Here is a 17,263-nt window from a genome sequence, read left to right on the forward strand (position 1 = left end):
GAATCAGGCGGGTCTTGGCGGCACCAGCCTGTGGCGCGCGGGCAAAGACGGCGATACCGGGCAACTCAGCGCTGGCGAGGCAGATAGCCATAGCGAATCGCCAATTGCTGCGGGTCGGCGCCCAAAAAATAACTCGCGCGCAGGCGCCACATCAGCAGAATCGTTCGCAGAACGCCGTGCTTCTGCCAACGTCGTCCGGAGGTCAGTACCCGTTCGCGCAGGCAGACCGGTCGAGCGATTCGCTTGAGCTGCCTGGACAAGGCGATGTCCTCCATCAATGGCAGTTCTGGATAGCCACCGAGGCGCTCGAAAACCTCACGGCGAACGAAAATCCCCTGATCACCGGTGGCAATGCCGCTCAGGCGCGAACGCCAGTTCATCATCGATTCGACGACTCGCAACAGTGGCTGGCGACCGTCAATACGCACGTCGAAGCGTCCCCAGGCGACATCGTCAGTCATTGCGGCCCGGATCAGCTCGTCGGCCGCGGGTGGCAGCGTGGTATCCGCATGCAGAAAGAGCAACACCTCACCCTGGCTGGCGTGCGCCCCTGCGTTCATCTGCGTCGCCCGGCCACGCGGCGATTCGAGCAGCCGGTCGACCCCTGGTCGCGCCAGGTCTGGCGTCCCGTCACAACTGCCGCCATCGACCAGCAGCAGTTCGACGCCGCGACTGCGCAACTCTTGAAGCAACGCCAGTTGCGCACAGATCGTCGCCGCTTCATTGAGCACCGGGAGGATCAGCGAAAGGAATGGGCGATGGGTCGCGGTTTGCATGGCCTGCTGCGATTCATGGACTTTGGCAGAAAGCGGTCTGCCAAGCAGAGATTCTGGGGCCTGGCCGACGTATGATCAAGACTGGCGGCACTCGGGGTTGGCGGGAGCAACGCCAAAACGCAAACCCTTTGACGATACACCAATGAATACTTACAATATGCGGTTCTTTGCTTTGTTATTTGGAGTCCAACATGTACGCGGTCATAAAAACCGGTGGCAAGCAGTATCGAGTTGTCAGCGGCGAAAAATTGAAAATAGAACAGATACCGGCAGAAGTTGGCGCAGAGCTCACCCTTGATCAGGTTCTCATGGTTGGCGAAGGCGAAACCGTGCAGGTCGGCACGCCAATCGTCAGCGGCGCCACGGTCAGGGTCACTGTGCTTTCGCATGGTCGCCACGACAAGATCCGGATTTTCAAGATGCGCCGTCGCAAGCATTCGATGAAGCATCAGGGACATCGCCAGAATTACACCGAAATTCGCGTTGACGCCATCGCCGATGGCTCGACGCTCGAACCTTCGGCCTGACTTGGAAGGAATTTGACTCATGGCACACAAGAAAGCAGGCGGCAGCGTACGTAACGGCCGCGACTCGGAAGCCAAACGTCTGGGCGTCAAACGCTACGGGGGACAGCTGGTGCGCGCCGGCAACATCATCGTTCGCCAGCGTGGCACCGCCTATCATCCCGGCGACAATATGGGCATTGGCAAGGACCATACCCTGTTCGCGCTGGTCGACGGGCACGTGCAGTTCGCGATCAAGGGAGCGCTGAACCGGCGCACGGTCAGCATCATCCCGGTTAGTGTCTGAACAACGCTGGCAGCCAAAGCCAGCCAAAGCCCTATCCTTGCCGGTAGGGCTTTTTGCTTTCCAATCTCGCGAGACAGGAAGCGCACATGAGATTCATCGACGAGGCGAAAATTCTTGTTGGCGCCGGCGATGGAGGCAACGGCATTGCCTCGTTTCGGCGTGAGAAATATGAACCCGAGGGGGGTCCGGATGGCGGCGATGGCGGACACGGTGGCAATGTGCACGTGCTTGCCGACCGCAACGTCAACACCCTGATCGAGTACCGTTACGCCCGCAGGTTTCGCGCCAAGCGCGGCGAGAACGGCGGCTCCAGCGACTGCTACGGCAAGCGCGGCCAGGACCTGACGCTACGCGTGCCGGTCGGCACCCTGATCGCCGATGTCAATACCAACGAAATACTTGCCGACCTCGATGAGGATGGCAAGAAAGTGCTGCTGGCCAAAGGCGGCCGTGGCGGCCTCGGCAACATCCACTTCAAGTCGAGCGTCAATCGCACACCACGCCAGTGCACACGCGGAGAACCCGGCGAGCAGCGTGACCTGCGGCTGGAACTGCGCCTGTTGGCCGATGTTGGCCTGCTGGGCCTGCCCAACGCCGGCAAGAGCACCTTCCTGCGCGCCGTCTCGGCAGCGCGTCCGAAAGTGGCCGATTACCCGTTTACAACCATCGAACCGCATCTCGGCGTCGTGCGTGTAGACCAGGACAGGAGCTTCGTGATCGCCGACGTTCCCGGCCTGATCGACGGCGCCGCTGAAGGTGCCGGCTTGGGCATCCGCTTTCTCAAGCATCTGATGCGCACACGCTTGTTGCTGCACATCGTCGACCTGGCACCGTTCGATCCTCAGGCCAACCCCGTTCGCGACGCAATGACCATTGTCCGTGAGCTGGAAAAATATGACCCGGAACTCGCCAGCAAACCACGCTGGCTGGTCCTCAACAAGCTTGATCTGATTCCCGAGGACGAGCGCGAGCAGCGTATTGCCGACTTTCTCGAAGCCTACAAGGCCGCCGATACGAGGGCGACTCCGAGTTTTCGGGTCAGCGCCATCAGCGGCGATGGCTGTCGCCTGCTGGCACAGAAACTCCAGGAGGCGCTGGACCAACTGCCCCGCGCCGCCGCGGCTACCGTAAAGACAGCCACCGCCGCGCATTTCCCGAACGACCTGTGCGAAGACGGGCAAACCTCCTGAACATGGCCACCACCCGTACCGCTTCTGCCCGCCGGCTGGTCATTAAAGTGGGTTCGGCACTGGTTACCAACAACGGCGAAGGTCTTGATCTGGCGGCCATCGATGAGTGGGCAAGACAGATCGCCGAGTTATGCCCAACCGGGAGACAGATCGTTCTCGTCTCTTCGGGAGCGATTGCCTGCGGCCTGCAACGTCTGGGCTGGCACAAGCGCCCGCGCGCCGTGCATGAGCTGCAGGCGGCTGCGGCCGTCGGCCAGATGGGACTGGCGCAGGTTTATGAGCGCGCGTTTGCCCGCTACGGCCTGCATACCGCGCAGATCCTGCTCACCCATGACGACCTCGCCGATCGCAAGCGCTACCTCAATGCCCGCTCGACGCTGAGCACCCTCCTGCAACTCGGCGTGGTGCCCATCATCAACGAGAACGACACCGTCGTTACCGACGAAATCAAGTTCGGTGACAACGACACGCTTGGCGCGCTGGTGGCCAACCTCATCGAAGCCGATTGCCTGCTCATTCTCACCGATCAGCAAGGCCTGTTCACCGCCGACCCTCGCAAGGACGCGACCGCCACGCTGATCAGTGAAGCACGGGCCGGCAATCCCGCCCTGGAAGCGATGGCCGGCGGCGTCGGCAGCGCATTCGGCAAAGGTGGCATGATCACCAAGGTAATCGCCGCCAAGCGCGCGGCACGCAGTGGCGCACACACCGTGATCGCCAGCGGGCGCGAGACCGACGTCATTGTTCGACTGGCACGTGGGGAGCCGCTCGGAACGTTGCTGGTCTCGGAAACTCCGCCGCTCACGGCACGCAAGCAATGGCTCGCGGACCACCTGCAGCTCAATGGCAAACTGATCCTCGATGGCGGTGCCATCCGTGCGCTCAGAGATGGGAAAAGCCTCCTGCCGATTGGTGTCCTGACGGTTCAGGGCGAATTCGAACGCGGCGCAGCGGTTGCCTGTGTCTCCAGCGAAGGCATCGAAGTTGCCCGCGGCCTGGTCAACTACGGCAGCAGCGATGGTCGGCGTATCGCGCGCCGCGCCAGCCAGGATATCGAAGACATTCTCGGCTATATCGACGAGCCCGAGATTATCCATCGCGACAACCTGATTCTCACCTGACCCCCGGCCGGAGTTTTCGGCACCAGTAGGCCAATATTTCCTCCCAGGCGCCCATCGCTGACGCAGGCATCTGCTGACGGTGCCGACAACCGGCTCTATGGTATGCTTGGCTTCCCACTGAACACCCGCCACACCCCGCCCCCCTACGCCAAGCGATGACATGAGCGACCAGCAGAAACCGGCCATTCACCTGTCCTTTTCGGACAAGTACACCGACTCCCATTCGCAGGAGTACTTCCGGAAGCACAACCAGAAAAAACTCTCAGACCGCATGGAGCACCGCATGGCCGCCCGCGCCCTGGCCCTGGCCGGCAACCCGGTATCGGTGCTTGACCTGCCCTGTGGCACCGGGCGCTTCTGGTCGATGCTGGCCGAGAACCCACAACGCGAACTGCTGGCCGCCGATTACAGCGAAGCCATGCTCGAAGTCGCCAGAAAAGTCCGCGACCCGGCTGTAGTGCGGCGTTTCCGCCTGTTGCAGTGTTCCGCCTTCGAGATCACATTGCCCGACAACGGTGTCGACTGCATCTTCTCGATTCGCCTCATGCACCACATTGGCGAGTCGGCCAATCGCCTCGCAATGCTGAAGGAATTTCGTCGCGTGACCCGCGATACGGTGGTGCTGTCGCTGTGGGTCGATGGCAACTACAAGGCCTGGCGCCGCCGCCGACTTGAACAGAAGCGCCTGCAACAAGGCGAAAAGAGCGACAACCGCTTCGTCGTACAGCGCGCCCAGTTCGAACGTGAGTGCCGTGATGCCGGCTTCGAGATCGTCGGCCACATCGATTTCCTGCCGCGCCTGTTCATGTGGCGCACCTATGTCCTGCGCAAGAAAGCCGTCTAGCGTGCGCATCGCACGGCATTCCCGGTGAAGGCTCGTGATCTGTTTCCGGACCAGTTGGCGCGCGAGCAACTGAGCGCCAGCCAGCTCGCCGACTTCGAAGGGCTGTGGTCACTCAGCACCGACTGGCATGAAGCCCCCAATGAACGCCGTGGCGGCTGGAGTGGTGTCAGCCGGCATGTGCTCGATGATGGCAGCGCCATCTTCCTGAAACGACAGGAAAACCACCTGTGCCGAACGCTGCGTCACCCGTGGCGCGGCATCCCGACCTTCTACCGCGAGTACCTGAACATCCTGCGCCTCGGCGCACACCAGGTCGGCGCCGTCGAGGCGCTCTATTACGGCGATCGGCCGGAACCCGGCCGCTGGCGTGCGATTCTGGTGACGCGCGCGCTCGACAGCTTCATCAGCCTCGATGAGTGGAATGTCACGGCCGGGAACGGCGAGCCGTCGCAGCGCCAATCCCTGATCACGGCCACTGCCCGTGCCTGCGCCCGCCTCCATCATCATTGCCTGCAGCACAGTTGTCTGTACGGCAAGCATGTGTTTGTCCGTCGCATACCGGCGATGGGCAACACCTATCAGGAAAGTGACGTGCGTTTCATCGATCTGGAAAAGCTGCGCCAGGGCATCAGCCGTGAGCGGGTGCGCAGGCATGATCTCGATCAGTTGCTGCGCCACACCGACGGCTGGAATGATGGCGACTGGAACATTTTCCATGCCGCTTACCGGCAACAGCAAGCGGCCTTGCAGGAGCCACCGGTCACGGCTGGCTGAAAATGCGTATCCTCATCCACTCCGCAGTACCCACAGGTGCAGCAGAAGCGCTGCCAGCAAAGCACAGGCGGCAGAGAAGGCGAAAGCCACGAGCGGACTAACGGATTGCCACAAGCCGCCGAAGATCGCCGAGGCAGGCAGCAGCAGAAGACCCGCGGTCAGGTTGAACCAGCCGTAAGCGGTGCCCAGCATTTCCTTGCCCACCAGGTCGGCGACCAGCGCCTTCTCTGCCCCTTCGGTCGCCGCCAGGAACAGGCCGTAGAACGCGAACAGCGGCCACAGCAGCAGCGGCTGCGGATTCATTCCGAGCAGCAAGTAGAAAATACTATAGACACCCCAGCCGCCAACAATCAGACGGGTGCGGCCGAGCCTGTCGGACAGTGCCGAGAGCGGCGTGGAAAAGAGCGCTGCACTGCAGGACACCAGCGCCCAGAGCAGCGGTATCTGGTATTCGGCGAGACCGAGTTCCTTTGCCCGCAGCAGCAGGAACATGTTCGATGAGTTGCCCAGGGTAAACAGCGCCAGTACCCCCAGGTAACGTTTGAACGGTGACGGCAGGCCGTGCAGTGTCCAGCTGAAGGGCTTCCCTGGCGTCGCTGCATTCCGCTGTGGTTCCCTGACCGCCAGCGTCAGGGCAACCGTGATCGCGCCCCCCAGCGCAGCCCAGAGAAAAATGTCTGCCAATGGTACTCGCTCGGCGAGCAGCCAGGCCGCCAGCAGTGGCCCGACGACGGCCCCGGCGTTGTCCAGGGCACGATGAAATCCGAAGGCCAGTCCGCGTCTGGCCGGATCCACCGTCAACGCCAGCAGCGCATCCCGCGGCGAACTGCGCAGGCCCTTGCCAACCCGGTCGGCAAGGCGCAGCAACAACAGCATCGGCCAGGAAGTGGCGAAGGCCAGCAGCGGGCGCGCGATCGCAGCCAGCGCATAACCGCCAACCACCCAGGGCTTGGCCGAGCAGCGACGATCCGCGAGCACGCCGGAAAGAAGTTTAAGCAGACTCCCTGTGGCTTCAGCAATCCCCTCGATGATGCCCAAGGCCTTCGGGCCGGCCATCAATACGGAGGCAAGGTAAATCGGCAGCAGCGGGTAGATCAGCTCGCTGGTGGAATCGTTGAAAAAACTCACCAGGCCGAGCAGCCAGACGGTCCGCGGCAATTCGCGCAGGCTTCCGAGCATATTCATGGCTTTTGCGTCAATCGTCAGTGCTCATGCCCGGCGGGTCTTGGGCATCCGGATGGATGATCGCGATCCTCGCGTTCACTGACGTAGAATCTCAAAAATGAGCCTTCCATGCTTGTCTCCCTGTCCTTGAACCCTCTTTGTTGCGTCACTCCTACCTGCCCTGGGTGGTAGCATCAGATTCAAACCCTTGCCCAGACGATGGTGGCCATGCCGGCAATAGTCATGAGAACCGAGCCCACGACATGCGCCGCGACAATACCGAGAGCCGACAAGACACGCCCCTGCAGCAGCAGTGTTACCAGTTCGGCGGAAAAAGTCGAGAAGGTGGTCAACCCGCCGCAGAACCCGGTAATCACCAGCAGACGCCATTCCGGGGAGAGGGCCGAGAACGAGGCGAAGAAAGCAATCGCCAGACCGATCACGTAGGCACCGATCAGGTTCGCGACCAGCGTGCCGGGCGGGATGGTTGGAAAAAGTGCGTTGAGCCTGATCCCGAGTTGCCAGCGCAACAGTGCGCCGAGCGCTGCACCGACGGCGATGGCAAGAATTGATTTCCACATTGACAACTGCACCTTAGGAACATGTGGCTGGTGCGGACAGGCTGGAAAGAGGCCCACACGGATCAGCCGCAAAGCATGAGGCACCGGCCACCGACGGTTCCAGGAGGATACAATCTTCCGGAGACCCAATATAGCATTGGATCTTGTTTGCTGAATAGTCGCCATCGGGAGGCCATCCCTAACCGTCATGACTTCCGAACGGGAGGTGTCGGTATCGCCATGACCGTTAACGGGACTGACTCGCTACCTGTTCAACTGTAAGGAGAGAGATGAAACTTGTTCCTGCATTGGCCGGCTTGTTTGGCTACGATGCGATTTCCCGCCGCAAGAATCACCTGCAACTCGACAGGCACCTGCTGCACGTCCTCGACAAGCACGCGATTGATACGGTCATCGATGTGGGCGCCAATGCCGGGCAATTTTCATTGCGGCTGCGCGCCGCTGGATTCTCCGGACGAATCGAGGCATTCGAGCCCATTCCGGCGATGGCCCATGCGCTTGCCGAGCGATTCGCTGCGGATCGTTTGTTCACTGCCCATTCTTGCGGGCTGGCCGAACAGGACGACGTAATGGAACTTAACATCCTTGCCGGCAGCGATTTTTCATCGTTCCTGAAAACCAACGAGAAATCCGAGCAGTATTTCCCTCACCGCACCGGCCTGAAAGAAATCATCAAGGTGCCGGTCAGACGTCTGGACGGCATCGAGGGCATTGCCGGGCCGGACAATCGCCTGCTCCTCAAACTGGACACACAGGGATTCGACCTCAAGGTTTTTTCGGGGGCGACGGCCTTGCTGCCACAGATCAGGGCCGTACTGATCGAGTGTTCGGTGATCCCACTCTACGAAGGAACCCCCGGTTTCATCGAAGCACTGGCCGTTTTCAAGGAGGCCGGATTCCTGCCGTCCGGCTTCTTCCCCGTCTCGCGCGACAAAACGACCATGGCAATTATCGAATTCGACTGCATGCTGGTGCGTGGCCTGGCGGCAACCCAGAGGTTGCCGGCTTGAAGGGGAGGGGAATAATCCAGCATGCCAGTGGGATACCCGAAGGCAACCCGGTCGGCAGGCGCGGCTGGGCAATTCGGGGGTGGCGCTACGCGCAGTCCCTGGCGGCCGGCAGGCGCCAGACAACTTCAATCCCCGGACACGCACGCCTGCCAGGCGTCGATCCGAGGAGAGCGACACAGGGCTTGCAGCAGTTCGAAAGCGCGCCCGGCATGGCGGCTCGCGGCAGTGCTCAGCCCTTCACCGAGTTCGAAGCACTCCCCGGCGACGCAGAGCACGAAAGCGGGCGGAGCGGGCTGAGCGATGCGCGGCAGGACGGCGAGCACTGCCGCGGGTGACAAGGCATGCGTGCCGGGTATTGCGGCGTCAATCGCCGGCACCGGACCGAAGCGTAGCGGCGCCGGCGTCTGCATGCCGGCGTCGATGAACAGCGCCAGCCGTCTTCCCACGAGGTCGAGCGCATGCTCGATCTGCCACTGGAAGTCGCTGATCAGCTCGAAACCTTCGGCCAGACCAGCAGCATCGAGCCACTCCTGCAGACGATCGAGCAGCAGCGGCCCAAGCGCATCGTCACCCCGACTGGGATTGCCACAGGCCAGAATGACCACCGGCGCGAGTGACAAGGGCAGCGCCTCCGGGATCTCAGGAAACGGGGCGAATACGCTCGATCAGCTGCCCCCTGGCATCGTGCAATTCGAGCTGCAGCGGCATCTTGCCGAGCGCATGCGTGGCGCAGGAGAGGCAGGGGTCGAAAGCGCGAATCGCGACCTCGATGTGGTTCAACAAAGCTTCGCTGAGCTGACGGCCGTCGAGGTAACGGCGAGCGACGCGGCGGATCGCCTCGTTCATCGGCTGATTGTTGTGCGTCGTCGAGACGATCAGGTTGCACATCGTCACGAGATCGTCGTCGTCGACGCGATAGTGGTGGATCAACGTACCGCGCGGCGCCTCGATGACACCGACGCCCTCGCGCTTGCGGGCGCCGCTGCTGCAGAGTTCAGTCCCGGAAAGATCGTCGTCGTGCAGCAGATCCCCGATCTTCTCGGCTGCGTGCAGCATCTCGATCATGCGTGCCCAGTGATAGGCCAGCGGAGCATGGATCAGTTGGCCATGGCCGTGGTCGATGAACTCGCGGCGCTCGACCTCGGCGAGTGGCGTCGGAATCGAATCGCAGTTCTGCACGCGCGCCAGCGGCCCGACCTTGTACCAGCCTTCCTGCGAGCCGAGCGCCGCGAGGAAGGGAAATTTCATGTAACTCCATGGTTTGACTTCCTCGCGAATCAGCTCATGGTAATTGCTGACCGCAAAAGCGTCGACGAGGATTTTGCCGTCAGCGTTACGCGCGCGTAGCGCGCCATCGTACAAATCGAGCGCACCGTCGGCGCCGACCAGCGACAGGAGGTTCGAGCGAAAAGTGCCAAAGCTGTCGTAGAACGCCGGGTCAGCCGCATGCAGGCGCTTGACGAGCTGCACCGCCTGCTGGCTCCAGCAGATGACCGACTCGATTTCAGCCAGCAAGCCATCACGTTCGGTGCGGCTCAAGGCGCGGTTGACGCCACCGGGAATCGCACCGGTGCCATGCACGCGCTTGCCGGCGGTCAGGCGAATCACCTCCTGACCGAACTTGCGCAGCAGCACGCCCTGCTTCGCAACCTCGGGATACGCTGCCGCAACGCCGACGATGTTGCGCCGGCCAGCCTCGCTATCGAAACCGAAAAGCAGGTCCGGCGAAGAGAGATGAAAGAAATGCAGCGCATGCGACTGCAAAATCTGCCCGTAGTGCATCAGGCGGCGCAGTTTCTCGGCACTCGGCGTCAAGGGCGCAGCGCCGACCACCTGGTCGAGCGCCTTGGCGGCCGCCAGGTGGTGCGAGACCGGGCAGATCCCGCACAGTCGCTGCACCATTACGGGCACTTCCCAGTAAGGTCGTCCCTGAATGAACTTCTCGAAACCACGGAATTCGACGATGTGCAGGCGAACCTGCTGCACCTGATCGTTCTCGTCGAGCAGCAAGGTCACCTTGCCGTGCCCTTCGACGCGCGACACCGGGTCGATCGCCACCCGGCGCAGCGTGCTAGCGTCGACTGGCGCGCTTTCGAGTGCAAACAAGGCGCCTTCCATGCTGGCCTCCATCAATCAAAATGCAACAGGGGATGTCCGAGCCGTGGCGTCCGCCCATCGAGCAGGTCGGTCAGGAATTTCCAGATCGCGTCGCCCGATGGTGGGCAGCCGGGAATGAAGTAATCGACGCGGACGATTTCATGAATCGGGTGCACCTTGTCGAGCGGCAGCGGCAATTCCGGATCGTTGGGCACCTGCCCGTTGACGATTCCCGGCCCGGTCAGATAGACCTCCTGCAGGCACTGGCCGAGGCTGAGATGATTGCGCTGCGCCGGCAGCCCGCCATTGACCGCACAGGCGCCAATGGCGATCAGCACCTTGCAGTTGCGGCGAAACTCCTGCAGCACGTGGATGTTCTCGGCATTGCAGATGCCGCCTTCGATCAGACCGATGTCGCAAGGACCGCAGATCTTGATGTCGGTCAGCGGCGAGCGGTCGAATTCGACCCGTTCGAGCAGTTCCAGCAATCGCTCGTCGATGTCGAGAAAAGCCATGTGGCAACCAAAACAGCCGGCCAGCGAAGTCGTCGCGAGACGCAGTTTCCGGCTCTGGAGCACAGCGTTCATCTCAGGCCTCCTCCTCGGTCGCAGTCCGGTTGCCCAGGCGCTCGACCTGCATGCCGATCGGTTCGACATCGTAGCGGCGCTTGCCGATCGGGATCGCAAAACCCTTTCGCTTCTCGATAATCACTCCGACCGGGCAGACATGCGCCGCCTGGTCGGCCAGGGAAAAATCGGTATCGGCCAGCCGTCCGGACTCGGCATTGACGATCAGATGCTTGGTCAAGCCCCGCCCGGAGAGGGCAAAGACATTCTTGCCATCGACGTCACGGCTGGCGCGCACGCACAGCTCACAGAGAATGCAGCGATTGAAGTCGAGCAGCAGATCGGGGTGCGAAGCATCGAGCGGCCGGTTTGGATAGAACTGGTTGAAATGCGGCGACAGCATTTCAAGTTCGTAGGCCAGTGCCTGCAGCATGCAGTTGCCGCTCTGTTCGCACGAGGGACAGAAATGATTGCCTTCAACGAACAGCATCTGCAGCATCGTTCGCCGTTTGTCGTTGAGATCCGGAGAATTGTTCTCGACCTCCATGCCATCCTTCGCCGGCATCGTGCACGACGACACGTAACGGCCGTTGGCCTTCACCGTACATAGCTTGCAACTGCCTTGCGGCTTGAACCCGGGATGATGACAGAGGTGTGGAATGAAAACCTCGGCAGCCATCGCCGCGTCCATGATCGTCTGTCCGTCCTCGAAAGGCACCGGCAGACCGTCGAGCAGAATACTGGGCATTTTCATGGCGCATATCCCGTCATTCGGGCGGCAAGACCGAAGTGCGCCGCCACATCGTCGCGCCCGGTCATCTGGCGAGCCGCGTCGAGCGCCTGGTCGAGGTCGAAAGCCGGCACGAAATCGAGCGAGCGCAGACGTCGCTCATACGCCGGGCGAAACTTGTTGAGCGTATCGAACAAGGGATTGCACGCCGACTGACCGAGCCCGCAATGGCTGGCGGCATGCAGCAGGCGATGGATTTTGAAGATCTCGTTGATGTCGTACTGCGAGCCACGCCCGTCGGCGATCTTGTCCATGCAGTTGGCGACCAGCGCGGTGCCTACGCGACAGGGCGTACAAAAGCCGCAGCTCTCGTGCGCGAAGAAATGGGCGAAATTGCGCGCCACTTCAAACATGTCGCGATGGGCGCCGAAAACCATGAAAGCGCCTGCCGTAGGCACATCCTCGAAAGCAATATGGCGGGAAAACTCGTGCATCCCGAGGCAGATTCCCGAAGGCCCGCTGACCTGCACCGCCTGTGCGTTGCCGGCGCCGCAGTCCTTGAGCACCTGCGCCACCGAAACGCCGAAGGGGTACTCGTAGATTCCCGGCGTTTCGACATCGCCCGAGATTGACAGGAGCTTGGTGCCAGTCGACTGCTTGGTGCCCAGACCGGCGAACCAGGCGCCCCCATGGACCGCGATCAGCGCCGCCTTGCACAGCGTCTCGACGTTGTTCACCACTGTCGGCTGCCCTCGATAACCGACGCTGACCGGAAAAGGCGGGCGAATCCGCGGCACGCCGCGCTTGCCTTCGAGCGATTCGAGCAGCGCCGATTCCTCGCCGCAGACATAGGCGCCAGCGCCGAGGTGAATGTCGATCTCGAAGTCACGACCCGCCTGGCCACACAGCGACTTTCCCAGGAGGCCGCTCTGTCGGCGCCGCGCGAGATTTGCACGCAACGCCGGCAGCAGGTACGCATATTCGCCGCGCAGGTAGAGCAGGCCCTTGCCGGCACCGATCGTCAAACCCGCGACACTCATGCCGTCGAAAACCAGGTCGGCATAGCTGGAGAGCAGCACGCGATCCTTGAAGGTGCCGGGTTCGCCTTCGTCGGCATTGCAGACCACGTAGCGACCGGGGTGCTCGCCCTGGCCTTCCGCCCGGCGTGCCGACTCCCACTTGATCTGGGTGGTGAAACCGGCTCCCCCGCGTCCGCGCAGATTGGAAGCCTTCATTTCCGCAAGCATCGCCTCGGCGCCGCGCGCAATCGCCGCCCGAATCGCTTCTCCGGCTGGCCAGCAGACGTTCAGCAAGGCATCGCGGCGACGCAGATTGTCGTCGACCCGGAAGTATTCCCCTGGCCAGTCGGCCAATGGCACCTCGGCCCGGATCAGTTCGCTGATACGGTCGATGCGCTCGGCTGACAAGCGTGTCAGCGCCCGCCCATTGACCAGCAGCGCCGGCCCCTGGTCGCACATGCCGGTACAGGAAGTGGTATCGACGCTGACCAGCCCCTCCTCGGAAACCTTGCCGCGCTCGATCCACAGGCGGTTGCACAGGCGATCCATCAGTTCGACGCTGCCGAGCATGCGATCGGTGATGTTGTCCGAGAACAGTACGCGATAGCGACCGACCGGCGCCAGGTGCAGGAAGGAATAGAAACCGGCGACGCCTTCGACGCGCGCGCGCGGCAGCTTGAGCGCCCTGGCGATCGCGGTCAGCGCCGCCGCCGGCAGGTAAGCCAGCGCTTCCTGCACGGCCAGCAGAATCTGCAGCAACTGGCCCGGGTCACCGCCATGACGGTCGATGATCGGCGGCAGCAGTTCGTCCAGCCTTGCGGCATCAAAACATTCTTCCGTCACGACAGTCTCCCACCGAGCGCAGCGATTTCCGATCCACTCCAGGAAGCCTAGCCTCTCCATCGCAGTACGTACTGATGCAGGTCAACAAAATGTCTGATCGGCCACCGGACGGTGCCGCGCAGACCCAGATCGTCATGGCATTTTGTGCTGCGTTGCAGCATAATGATATCCATCAGTGAGTCATTGCCGATTCCAGGGTGCGTCACTGCGGCGACTGGCCAGCCACTCGCTGCGAGAGCCTGCAGCCGGTTCGGTGACGGACTTCTGTGCGGTGGCGGGTACAATATCCCGGCCTCGTTCTGATCACCCCTGCAATCGTCATTCGGAGCCCAGCATGCACTTTGAGACCCCGCTCGAATTTCTCGAAAGTCGAACCTACGACGAGATCAATGTCGGTGACAGCTCGTCACTGATCCGCACACTGCGCCCGGAGGATGTCAGACTCTTTGCCCTGATGTCCGGCGACATGAATCCCGCACTGGCCAATGCCGAATTCCGCCACAGCGGCCTGTTTCAGGATTTCATCGCGCACGGCATGTGGACCGCATCGCTGATGTCGACCACCCTGGGAACGCAGTTCCCAGGGCCGGGAACGGTCCTGATCGAATCGACCGTGCACTTTGCGCGGCCGGTGACCATCGGCGATACCATCACCGTAACGGTCACCGTCAAACAGAAGTTCGACCACAACCGCCACATCATCCTCGACTGCACCTGCTTCAATCAGGATCAGCTGCTGGTGGTGTCGGGCAGCGCCGAAGTGCTGGCGCCGCGGGAAAAGATCCGCACCAAGCGCACGACCACCCCGGAAATCACCATCTCCGACAAATACGCACGGCTGCAGGTGCTGGTCAAACGTGCCGAAGGCCTGGCACCGATCGACATGGCGGTGGTTCACCCCTGCGATCGTGAATCGCTCAGGGGCGCCCTGCTCGCCGCCGAGGCGAACCTGATCGACCCGATCCTGATCGGACCCGAGCAGAAGATTCGCGCCGTCGCCGAGGAAAATGGCTTCGACCTCGGACAGCACCGGATCGTGAACGTCAAGCACAGCCATGAAGCCGCGGCCATGGCCGTAACGCTGATCCGCAGCAACGACGTCGAGGCACTGATGAAGGGCAGCCTGCATACCGATGAACTGATGGCCGAGGTGATTGCCCGCGGCACGGGCCTGCGCACCGAGCGGCGCATCAGCCATGTCTTCCTGATGGACGTGCCGACCTATCCGCGGCCGGTGATGATCACCGATGCGGCGGTCAATATCCTGCCGACGCTGCAGGAGAAGGTCGACATCATCCAGAACGCCATCGACCTCGCGCACATCATCGGTACCGCCGAACCCAAGGTCGCGATTCTCTCGGCGGTCGAGACCGTCAACCCCAAGATCCAGTCCACGCTCGACGCCGCGGCACTGTGCAAGATGGCCGACCGCGGCCAGATCAAAGGCGGGCTGCTCGACGGTCCACTCGCCTTTGACAACGCTGTCTCGCTGGTCGCCGCCAAAACCAAGGGAATCCGCTCGGCGGTCGCCGGACGTGCCGACATCCTCGTCGTCCCCGACCTCGAATCCGGCAATATGCTCGCCAAACAGCTCGAATATCTGGGCAACGCGCTCAGCGCCGGCATCGTCCTCGGCGCACGCGTGCCGATCGTCCTCACCAGCCGCGCCGACACCGCCGAAACGCGCATCGCCTCGTGCGTGATCGCTGCGCTGATCGCGCACGCCGCCCGCGAGAAACAGGCGAGTGAGCGGTAGCTGCCGGCCTCGGCGTCCGACCTGCTAAACCCTCGCTTCTCTTTCACTGGCACGAGCAGAGCGATGCATGGCGAAGGGCGAAGGCGACCAAATCATAGCGGGTCAGGCAAACCACGGTCATCCGCCGGCGCCAGCGCTGGCGGATGACCCCTGCATGAGTCGCTGACGCGATTTGCACACTGGCCGCCCGGATGATCCGGCACAAACGGCTTGACGCTGCTTCGCTCAGCGCGCTGCCGTGGTGCATGCATTCCTCGAGCGGTATCGGCCGGTCGCAGAGGCTGAGAACAGCATCGATTCGCTGCACCAGGACCGTGTCGGCACCCTGGTCCAGACCGCCCGACAGGCAGAATGCCGGCTCCTGAAACTGTTTGGCGATTCTCGCGACACTGACCGGGGCCTTGCCGAAAGCGGTCTGAAAATCAGCACCGAGCGTTTGCGGTCGCCCGTCCCGATCCTGGCCGTGCCAGTTTTCTCCCTTGCCTCTAATGGTCTCATCCTGGTGCCCGTTCCGAAATTGCGCACCATCATGGTGTGCAATTCGAACGCCAGACCGGACGAGAACGCCCAGTCATGCCTCTGAAGACAGCCATTCGTTTCCGTCAAGGTCTGGCACGGTGGTTGCTTTGTTGTCCTGGCAGGACAGATTTCTTCCTTTCTTCCCAGTTCTTAACCTTCGAGGAGCCAAAACAGATGCTACGTCGCAATTTCATGAAGACACTTTCAGCCGCCGCCATCACCACCGCTTTCGGGCTCAGCCCGATCAGCGCACTGGCTGCGGAGACGATCAAGGTCGGGGTTCTGCATTCCCTGTCCGGGACCATGGCCATTTCCGAGACGGCGCTCAAGGAGACCGTCCTGATGGCCATCGACGAGATCAACAGCAAGGGCGGCGTGCTTGGCAAGAAACTCGAACCGGTGGTTGTCGACCCGGCCTCGAACTGGCCGCTATTCGCCGAGAAGGCCCGCCAGTTGCTGAGCAAGGACAAGGTTGCGGTCACTTTCGGCTGCTGGACCTCGGTGTCGCGCAAGTCGGTCCTGCCAGTCTACAAGGAACTCAACGGTCTGCTGTTCTACCCGGTGCAGTATGAAGGCGAGGAACTCGAACGGAACGTCTTCTACACTGGCGCTGCGCCAAACCAGCAGGCGATTCCGGCGGTCGAGTATCTGATGAGCAAGGACGGCGGTGAAGCCAAACGCTTTGTCCTGCTCGGCACCGACTACGTCTATCCGCGCACGACCAACAAGATTCTGCGCGCCTTCCTCAAGTCGAAGGGCGTCGCCGACGCCGACATCATGGAAGAGTACACGCCTTTCGGTCACAGCGACTACCAGACGATCATCGCCAAGATCAAGAAATTCTCCAGCGAAGGCAAGAAGACGGCGGTGGTCTCGACCATCAACGGCGACTCCAACGTGCCGTTCTACAAGGAACTCGGCAACGCCGGCCTGAAGGCCACTGAAGTGCCGGTGGTCGCCTTCTCGGTCGGCGAGGAGGAACTGCGCGGTGTCGATACCAAGCCGCTGGTTGGACACCTGGCGTCGTGGAACTATTTCATGTCGTTGAAGAACGCCGACAACGACAAGTTCACCAAGCTGTACCGCGCCTGGGCGGTCAAGCAGAAGCTGCCAAACGCCGACAAGGCGGTGACCAACGACCCGATGGAAGCCACTTACATCGGCGTCCATATGTGGAAACAGGCGGTCGAGAAGGCCAAGTCGACCGATGTCGACAAGGTGATCGCAGCAATGGGCGGGCAGACCTTCAAGGCACCGTCGGGTTTCACGATCAAGATGGACGAGAAGAACCATCACCTGCATAAACCGGTGTTCATCGGCGAAATCAAGGCCGATGGGCAGTTCAACGTCGTCTGGAAAACGCCTGGGCCAATCAAGGCGCAGCCGTGGAGTCCGTATATTCCGGGTAACGACAAGAAAAAGGACGAGCCGGAAGGCAAGTAAGCAGCGCGTGAGCCGCAGCC

The 17,263-nt window shown here is 61.9% G+C and carries 18 protein-coding genes; 9 read left to right on the forward strand and 9 right to left on the reverse strand.

All coding sequences use genetic code 11. From position 1 onward, the window contains the following. Positions 1-65 precede the first annotated feature (65 nt). Complete coding sequence (locus CAPSK01_RS01230; RefSeq protein WP_034921302.1) at positions 66-776, reverse strand: TIGR04283 family arsenosugar biosynthesis glycosyltransferase; 711 nt, start codon at positions 774-776, stop codon at positions 66-68. 191 nt (positions 777-967) lie between these two features. Here CAPSK01_RS01230 and rplU point away from each other — a divergent pair, with 191 nt between their 5' ends. The 6 genes from rplU (at position 968) to CAPSK01_RS01260 (ending at position 5,515) form a co-directional block, all read left to right on the forward strand. After that, complete coding sequence (rplU, locus tag CAPSK01_RS01235) at positions 968-1,303, forward strand: 50S ribosomal protein L21 (RefSeq protein ID WP_034921304.1); 336 nt, start codon at positions 968-970, stop codon at positions 1,301-1,303. Positions 1,304-1,322: 19 nt separating this feature from the next. Then, entirely contained in the window at positions 1,323-1,586 is a 264-nt protein-coding gene (gene rpmA / locus CAPSK01_RS01240) for a 50S ribosomal protein L27 (RefSeq protein ID WP_034921308.1), read from the forward strand. Between the two features lie 86 nt (positions 1,587-1,672). Beyond that, positions 1,673-2,776, forward strand: coding sequence for an Obg family GTPase CgtA (gene cgtA, locus CAPSK01_RS01245; protein WP_273702845.1), 1,104 nt, complete (start codon positions 1,673-1,675; stop codon positions 2,774-2,776). A gap of 2 nt (positions 2,777-2,778) precedes the next feature. Further along, a complete protein-coding gene (gene proB / locus CAPSK01_RS01250; RefSeq protein WP_034921310.1) occupies positions 2,779-3,897 on the forward strand; it encodes a glutamate 5-kinase in 1,119 nt (372 codons plus the stop codon). Between the two features lie 160 nt (positions 3,898-4,057). Beyond that, positions 4,058-4,741, forward strand: a complete 684-nt coding sequence (locus tag CAPSK01_RS01255) for a class I SAM-dependent methyltransferase (protein ID WP_034921313.1) — start codon at positions 4,058-4,060, stop codon at positions 4,739-4,741. 24 nt (positions 4,742-4,765) lie between these two features. Next, on the forward strand, positions 4,766-5,515 hold the full coding sequence (locus CAPSK01_RS01260; protein WP_273702846.1) for a lipopolysaccharide kinase InaA family protein: 750 nt from the start codon (positions 4,766-4,768) through the stop codon (positions 5,513-5,515). Between the two features lie 12 nt (positions 5,516-5,527). Here the strand turns inward: CAPSK01_RS01260 and CAPSK01_RS01265 are convergent, their stop codons facing one another. Then, the gene (locus tag CAPSK01_RS01265; protein WP_034921617.1) at positions 5,528-6,694 is read right to left on the reverse strand and encodes an MFS transporter; all 1,167 of its coding nucleotides are present in this window, start codon (positions 6,692-6,694) and stop codon (positions 5,528-5,530) included. Between the two features lie 185 nt (positions 6,695-6,879). Beyond that, complete coding sequence (crcB, locus tag CAPSK01_RS01270; protein ID WP_034921315.1) at positions 6,880-7,260, reverse strand: fluoride efflux transporter CrcB; 381 nt, start codon at positions 7,258-7,260, stop codon at positions 6,880-6,882. Positions 7,261-7,529: 269 nt separating this feature from the next. On the opposite strand from crcB, the gene CAPSK01_RS01275 reads away from it, so the two are divergent. After that, a complete protein-coding gene (locus tag CAPSK01_RS01275; RefSeq protein WP_034921317.1) occupies positions 7,530-8,270 on the forward strand; it encodes an FkbM family methyltransferase in 741 nt (246 codons plus the stop codon). Positions 8,271-8,395: 125 nt separating this feature from the next. Here CAPSK01_RS01275 and CAPSK01_RS01280 read toward each other — a convergent pair whose 3' ends face one another. From CAPSK01_RS01280 to CAPSK01_RS01300, 5 genes are read right to left on the reverse strand one after another with little or no spacing between them, the layout of a single operon-like run. Further along, a complete protein-coding gene (locus CAPSK01_RS01280; protein WP_034921319.1) occupies positions 8,396-8,890 on the reverse strand; it encodes a hydrogenase maturation protease in 495 nt (164 codons plus the stop codon). 19 nt (positions 8,891-8,909) lie between these two features. Next, on the reverse strand, positions 8,910-10,388 hold the full coding sequence (locus CAPSK01_RS01285) for a Ni/Fe hydrogenase subunit alpha (RefSeq protein ID WP_034921619.1): 1,479 nt from the start codon (positions 10,386-10,388) through the stop codon (positions 8,910-8,912). 11 nt (positions 10,389-10,399) lie between these two features. Further along, positions 10,400-10,954 carry an NADP oxidoreductase gene (locus CAPSK01_RS01290; protein ID WP_034921321.1) on the reverse strand — a complete coding sequence of 185 codons (555 nt, stop codon included), beginning with the start codon at positions 10,952-10,954 and terminating at the stop codon, positions 10,400-10,402. Position 10,955: 1 nt separating this feature from the next. Then, positions 10,956-11,687, reverse strand: coding sequence for a 2Fe-2S iron-sulfur cluster-binding protein (locus CAPSK01_RS01295; protein WP_273702847.1), 732 nt, complete (start codon positions 11,685-11,687; stop codon positions 10,956-10,958). Then, positions 11,684-13,525 (reverse strand): NAD(P)H-dependent oxidoreductase subunit E, encoded by a 1,842-nt coding sequence (locus tag CAPSK01_RS01300; RefSeq protein ID WP_273702848.1) that lies wholly within the window; start codon positions 13,523-13,525, stop codon positions 11,684-11,686. Before CAPSK01_RS01300 ends, CAPSK01_RS01295 begins: the two co-directional genes overlap by 4 nt. Positions 13,526-13,859: 334 nt before the next feature. Between CAPSK01_RS01300 and CAPSK01_RS01305 the strand changes: the two genes are divergently transcribed. After that, positions 13,860-15,281, forward strand: a complete 1,422-nt coding sequence (locus CAPSK01_RS01305) for a bifunctional enoyl-CoA hydratase/phosphate acetyltransferase (protein ID WP_034921325.1) — start codon at positions 13,860-13,862, stop codon at positions 15,279-15,281. Positions 15,282-15,324: 43 nt separating this feature from the next. Here CAPSK01_RS01305 and CAPSK01_RS21340 read toward each other — a convergent pair whose 3' ends face one another. Beyond that, positions 15,325-15,852, reverse strand: coding sequence for a glycerate kinase (locus CAPSK01_RS21340; RefSeq protein WP_337958522.1), 528 nt, complete (start codon positions 15,850-15,852; stop codon positions 15,325-15,327). Between the two features lie 122 nt (positions 15,853-15,974). Between CAPSK01_RS21340 and urtA the strand changes: the two genes are divergently transcribed. Next, the gene (urtA, locus tag CAPSK01_RS01320; protein ID WP_034921327.1) at positions 15,975-17,243 is read left to right on the forward strand and encodes an urea ABC transporter substrate-binding protein; all 1,269 of its coding nucleotides are present in this window, start codon (positions 15,975-15,977) and stop codon (positions 17,241-17,243) included. The last annotated feature ends 20 nt before the right edge of the window (positions 17,244-17,263 follow it).

Origin of the sequence: Candidatus Accumulibacter vicinus (genome assembly GCF_000584955.1) — a bacterium.
Taxonomy (GTDB): Bacteria; Pseudomonadota; Gammaproteobacteria; order Burkholderiales; family Rhodocyclaceae; genus Accumulibacter; species Accumulibacter vicinus.

What these genes read in the sequence shown, in the direction of transcription:
- rplU (WP_034921304.1), top strand. Translation starts at nt 968, where the DNA reads ATGTACGCGGTCATAAAAACCGGTGGCAAGCAGTATCGAGTTGTCAGC.
- CAPSK01_RS01295 (WP_273702847.1), bottom strand. Translation starts at nt 11,687, where the DNA reads ATGAAAATGCCCAGTATTCTGCTCGACGGTCTGCCGGTGCCTTTCGAG.
- CAPSK01_RS01265 (WP_034921617.1), bottom strand. Translation starts at nt 6,694, where the DNA reads ATGCTCGGAAGCCTGCGCGAATTGCCGCGGACCGTCTGGCTGCTCGGC.
- CAPSK01_RS01285 (WP_034921619.1), bottom strand. Translation starts at nt 10,388, where the DNA reads ATGGAAGGCGCCTTGTTTGCACTCGAAAGCGCGCCAGTCGACGCTAGC.
- proB (WP_034921310.1), top strand. Translation starts at nt 2,779, where the DNA reads ATGGCCACCACCCGTACCGCTTCTGCCCGCCGGCTGGTCATTAAAGTG.
- cgtA (WP_273702845.1), top strand. Translation starts at nt 1,673, where the DNA reads ATGAGATTCATCGACGAGGCGAAAATTCTTGTTGGCGCCGGCGATGGA.
- CAPSK01_RS01230 (WP_034921302.1), bottom strand. Translation starts at nt 776, where the DNA reads ATGCAAACCGCGACCCATCGCCCATTCCTTTCGCTGATCCTCCCGGTG.
- rpmA (WP_034921308.1), top strand. Translation starts at nt 1,323, where the DNA reads ATGGCACACAAGAAAGCAGGCGGCAGCGTACGTAACGGCCGCGACTCG.
- CAPSK01_RS01290 (WP_034921321.1), bottom strand. Translation starts at nt 10,954, where the DNA reads ATGAACGCTGTGCTCCAGAGCCGGAAACTGCGTCTCGCGACGACTTCG.
- CAPSK01_RS01305 (WP_034921325.1), top strand. Translation starts at nt 13,860, where the DNA reads ATGCACTTTGAGACCCCGCTCGAATTTCTCGAAAGTCGAACCTACGAC.
- crcB (WP_034921315.1), bottom strand. Translation starts at nt 7,260, where the DNA reads ATGTGGAAATCAATTCTTGCCATCGCCGTCGGTGCAGCGCTCGGCGCA.
- CAPSK01_RS01255 (WP_034921313.1), top strand. Translation starts at nt 4,058, where the DNA reads ATGAGCGACCAGCAGAAACCGGCCATTCACCTGTCCTTTTCGGACAAG.
- urtA (WP_034921327.1), top strand. Translation starts at nt 15,975, where the DNA reads ATGCTACGTCGCAATTTCATGAAGACACTTTCAGCCGCCGCCATCACC.
- CAPSK01_RS01275 (WP_034921317.1), top strand. Translation starts at nt 7,530, where the DNA reads ATGAAACTTGTTCCTGCATTGGCCGGCTTGTTTGGCTACGATGCGATT.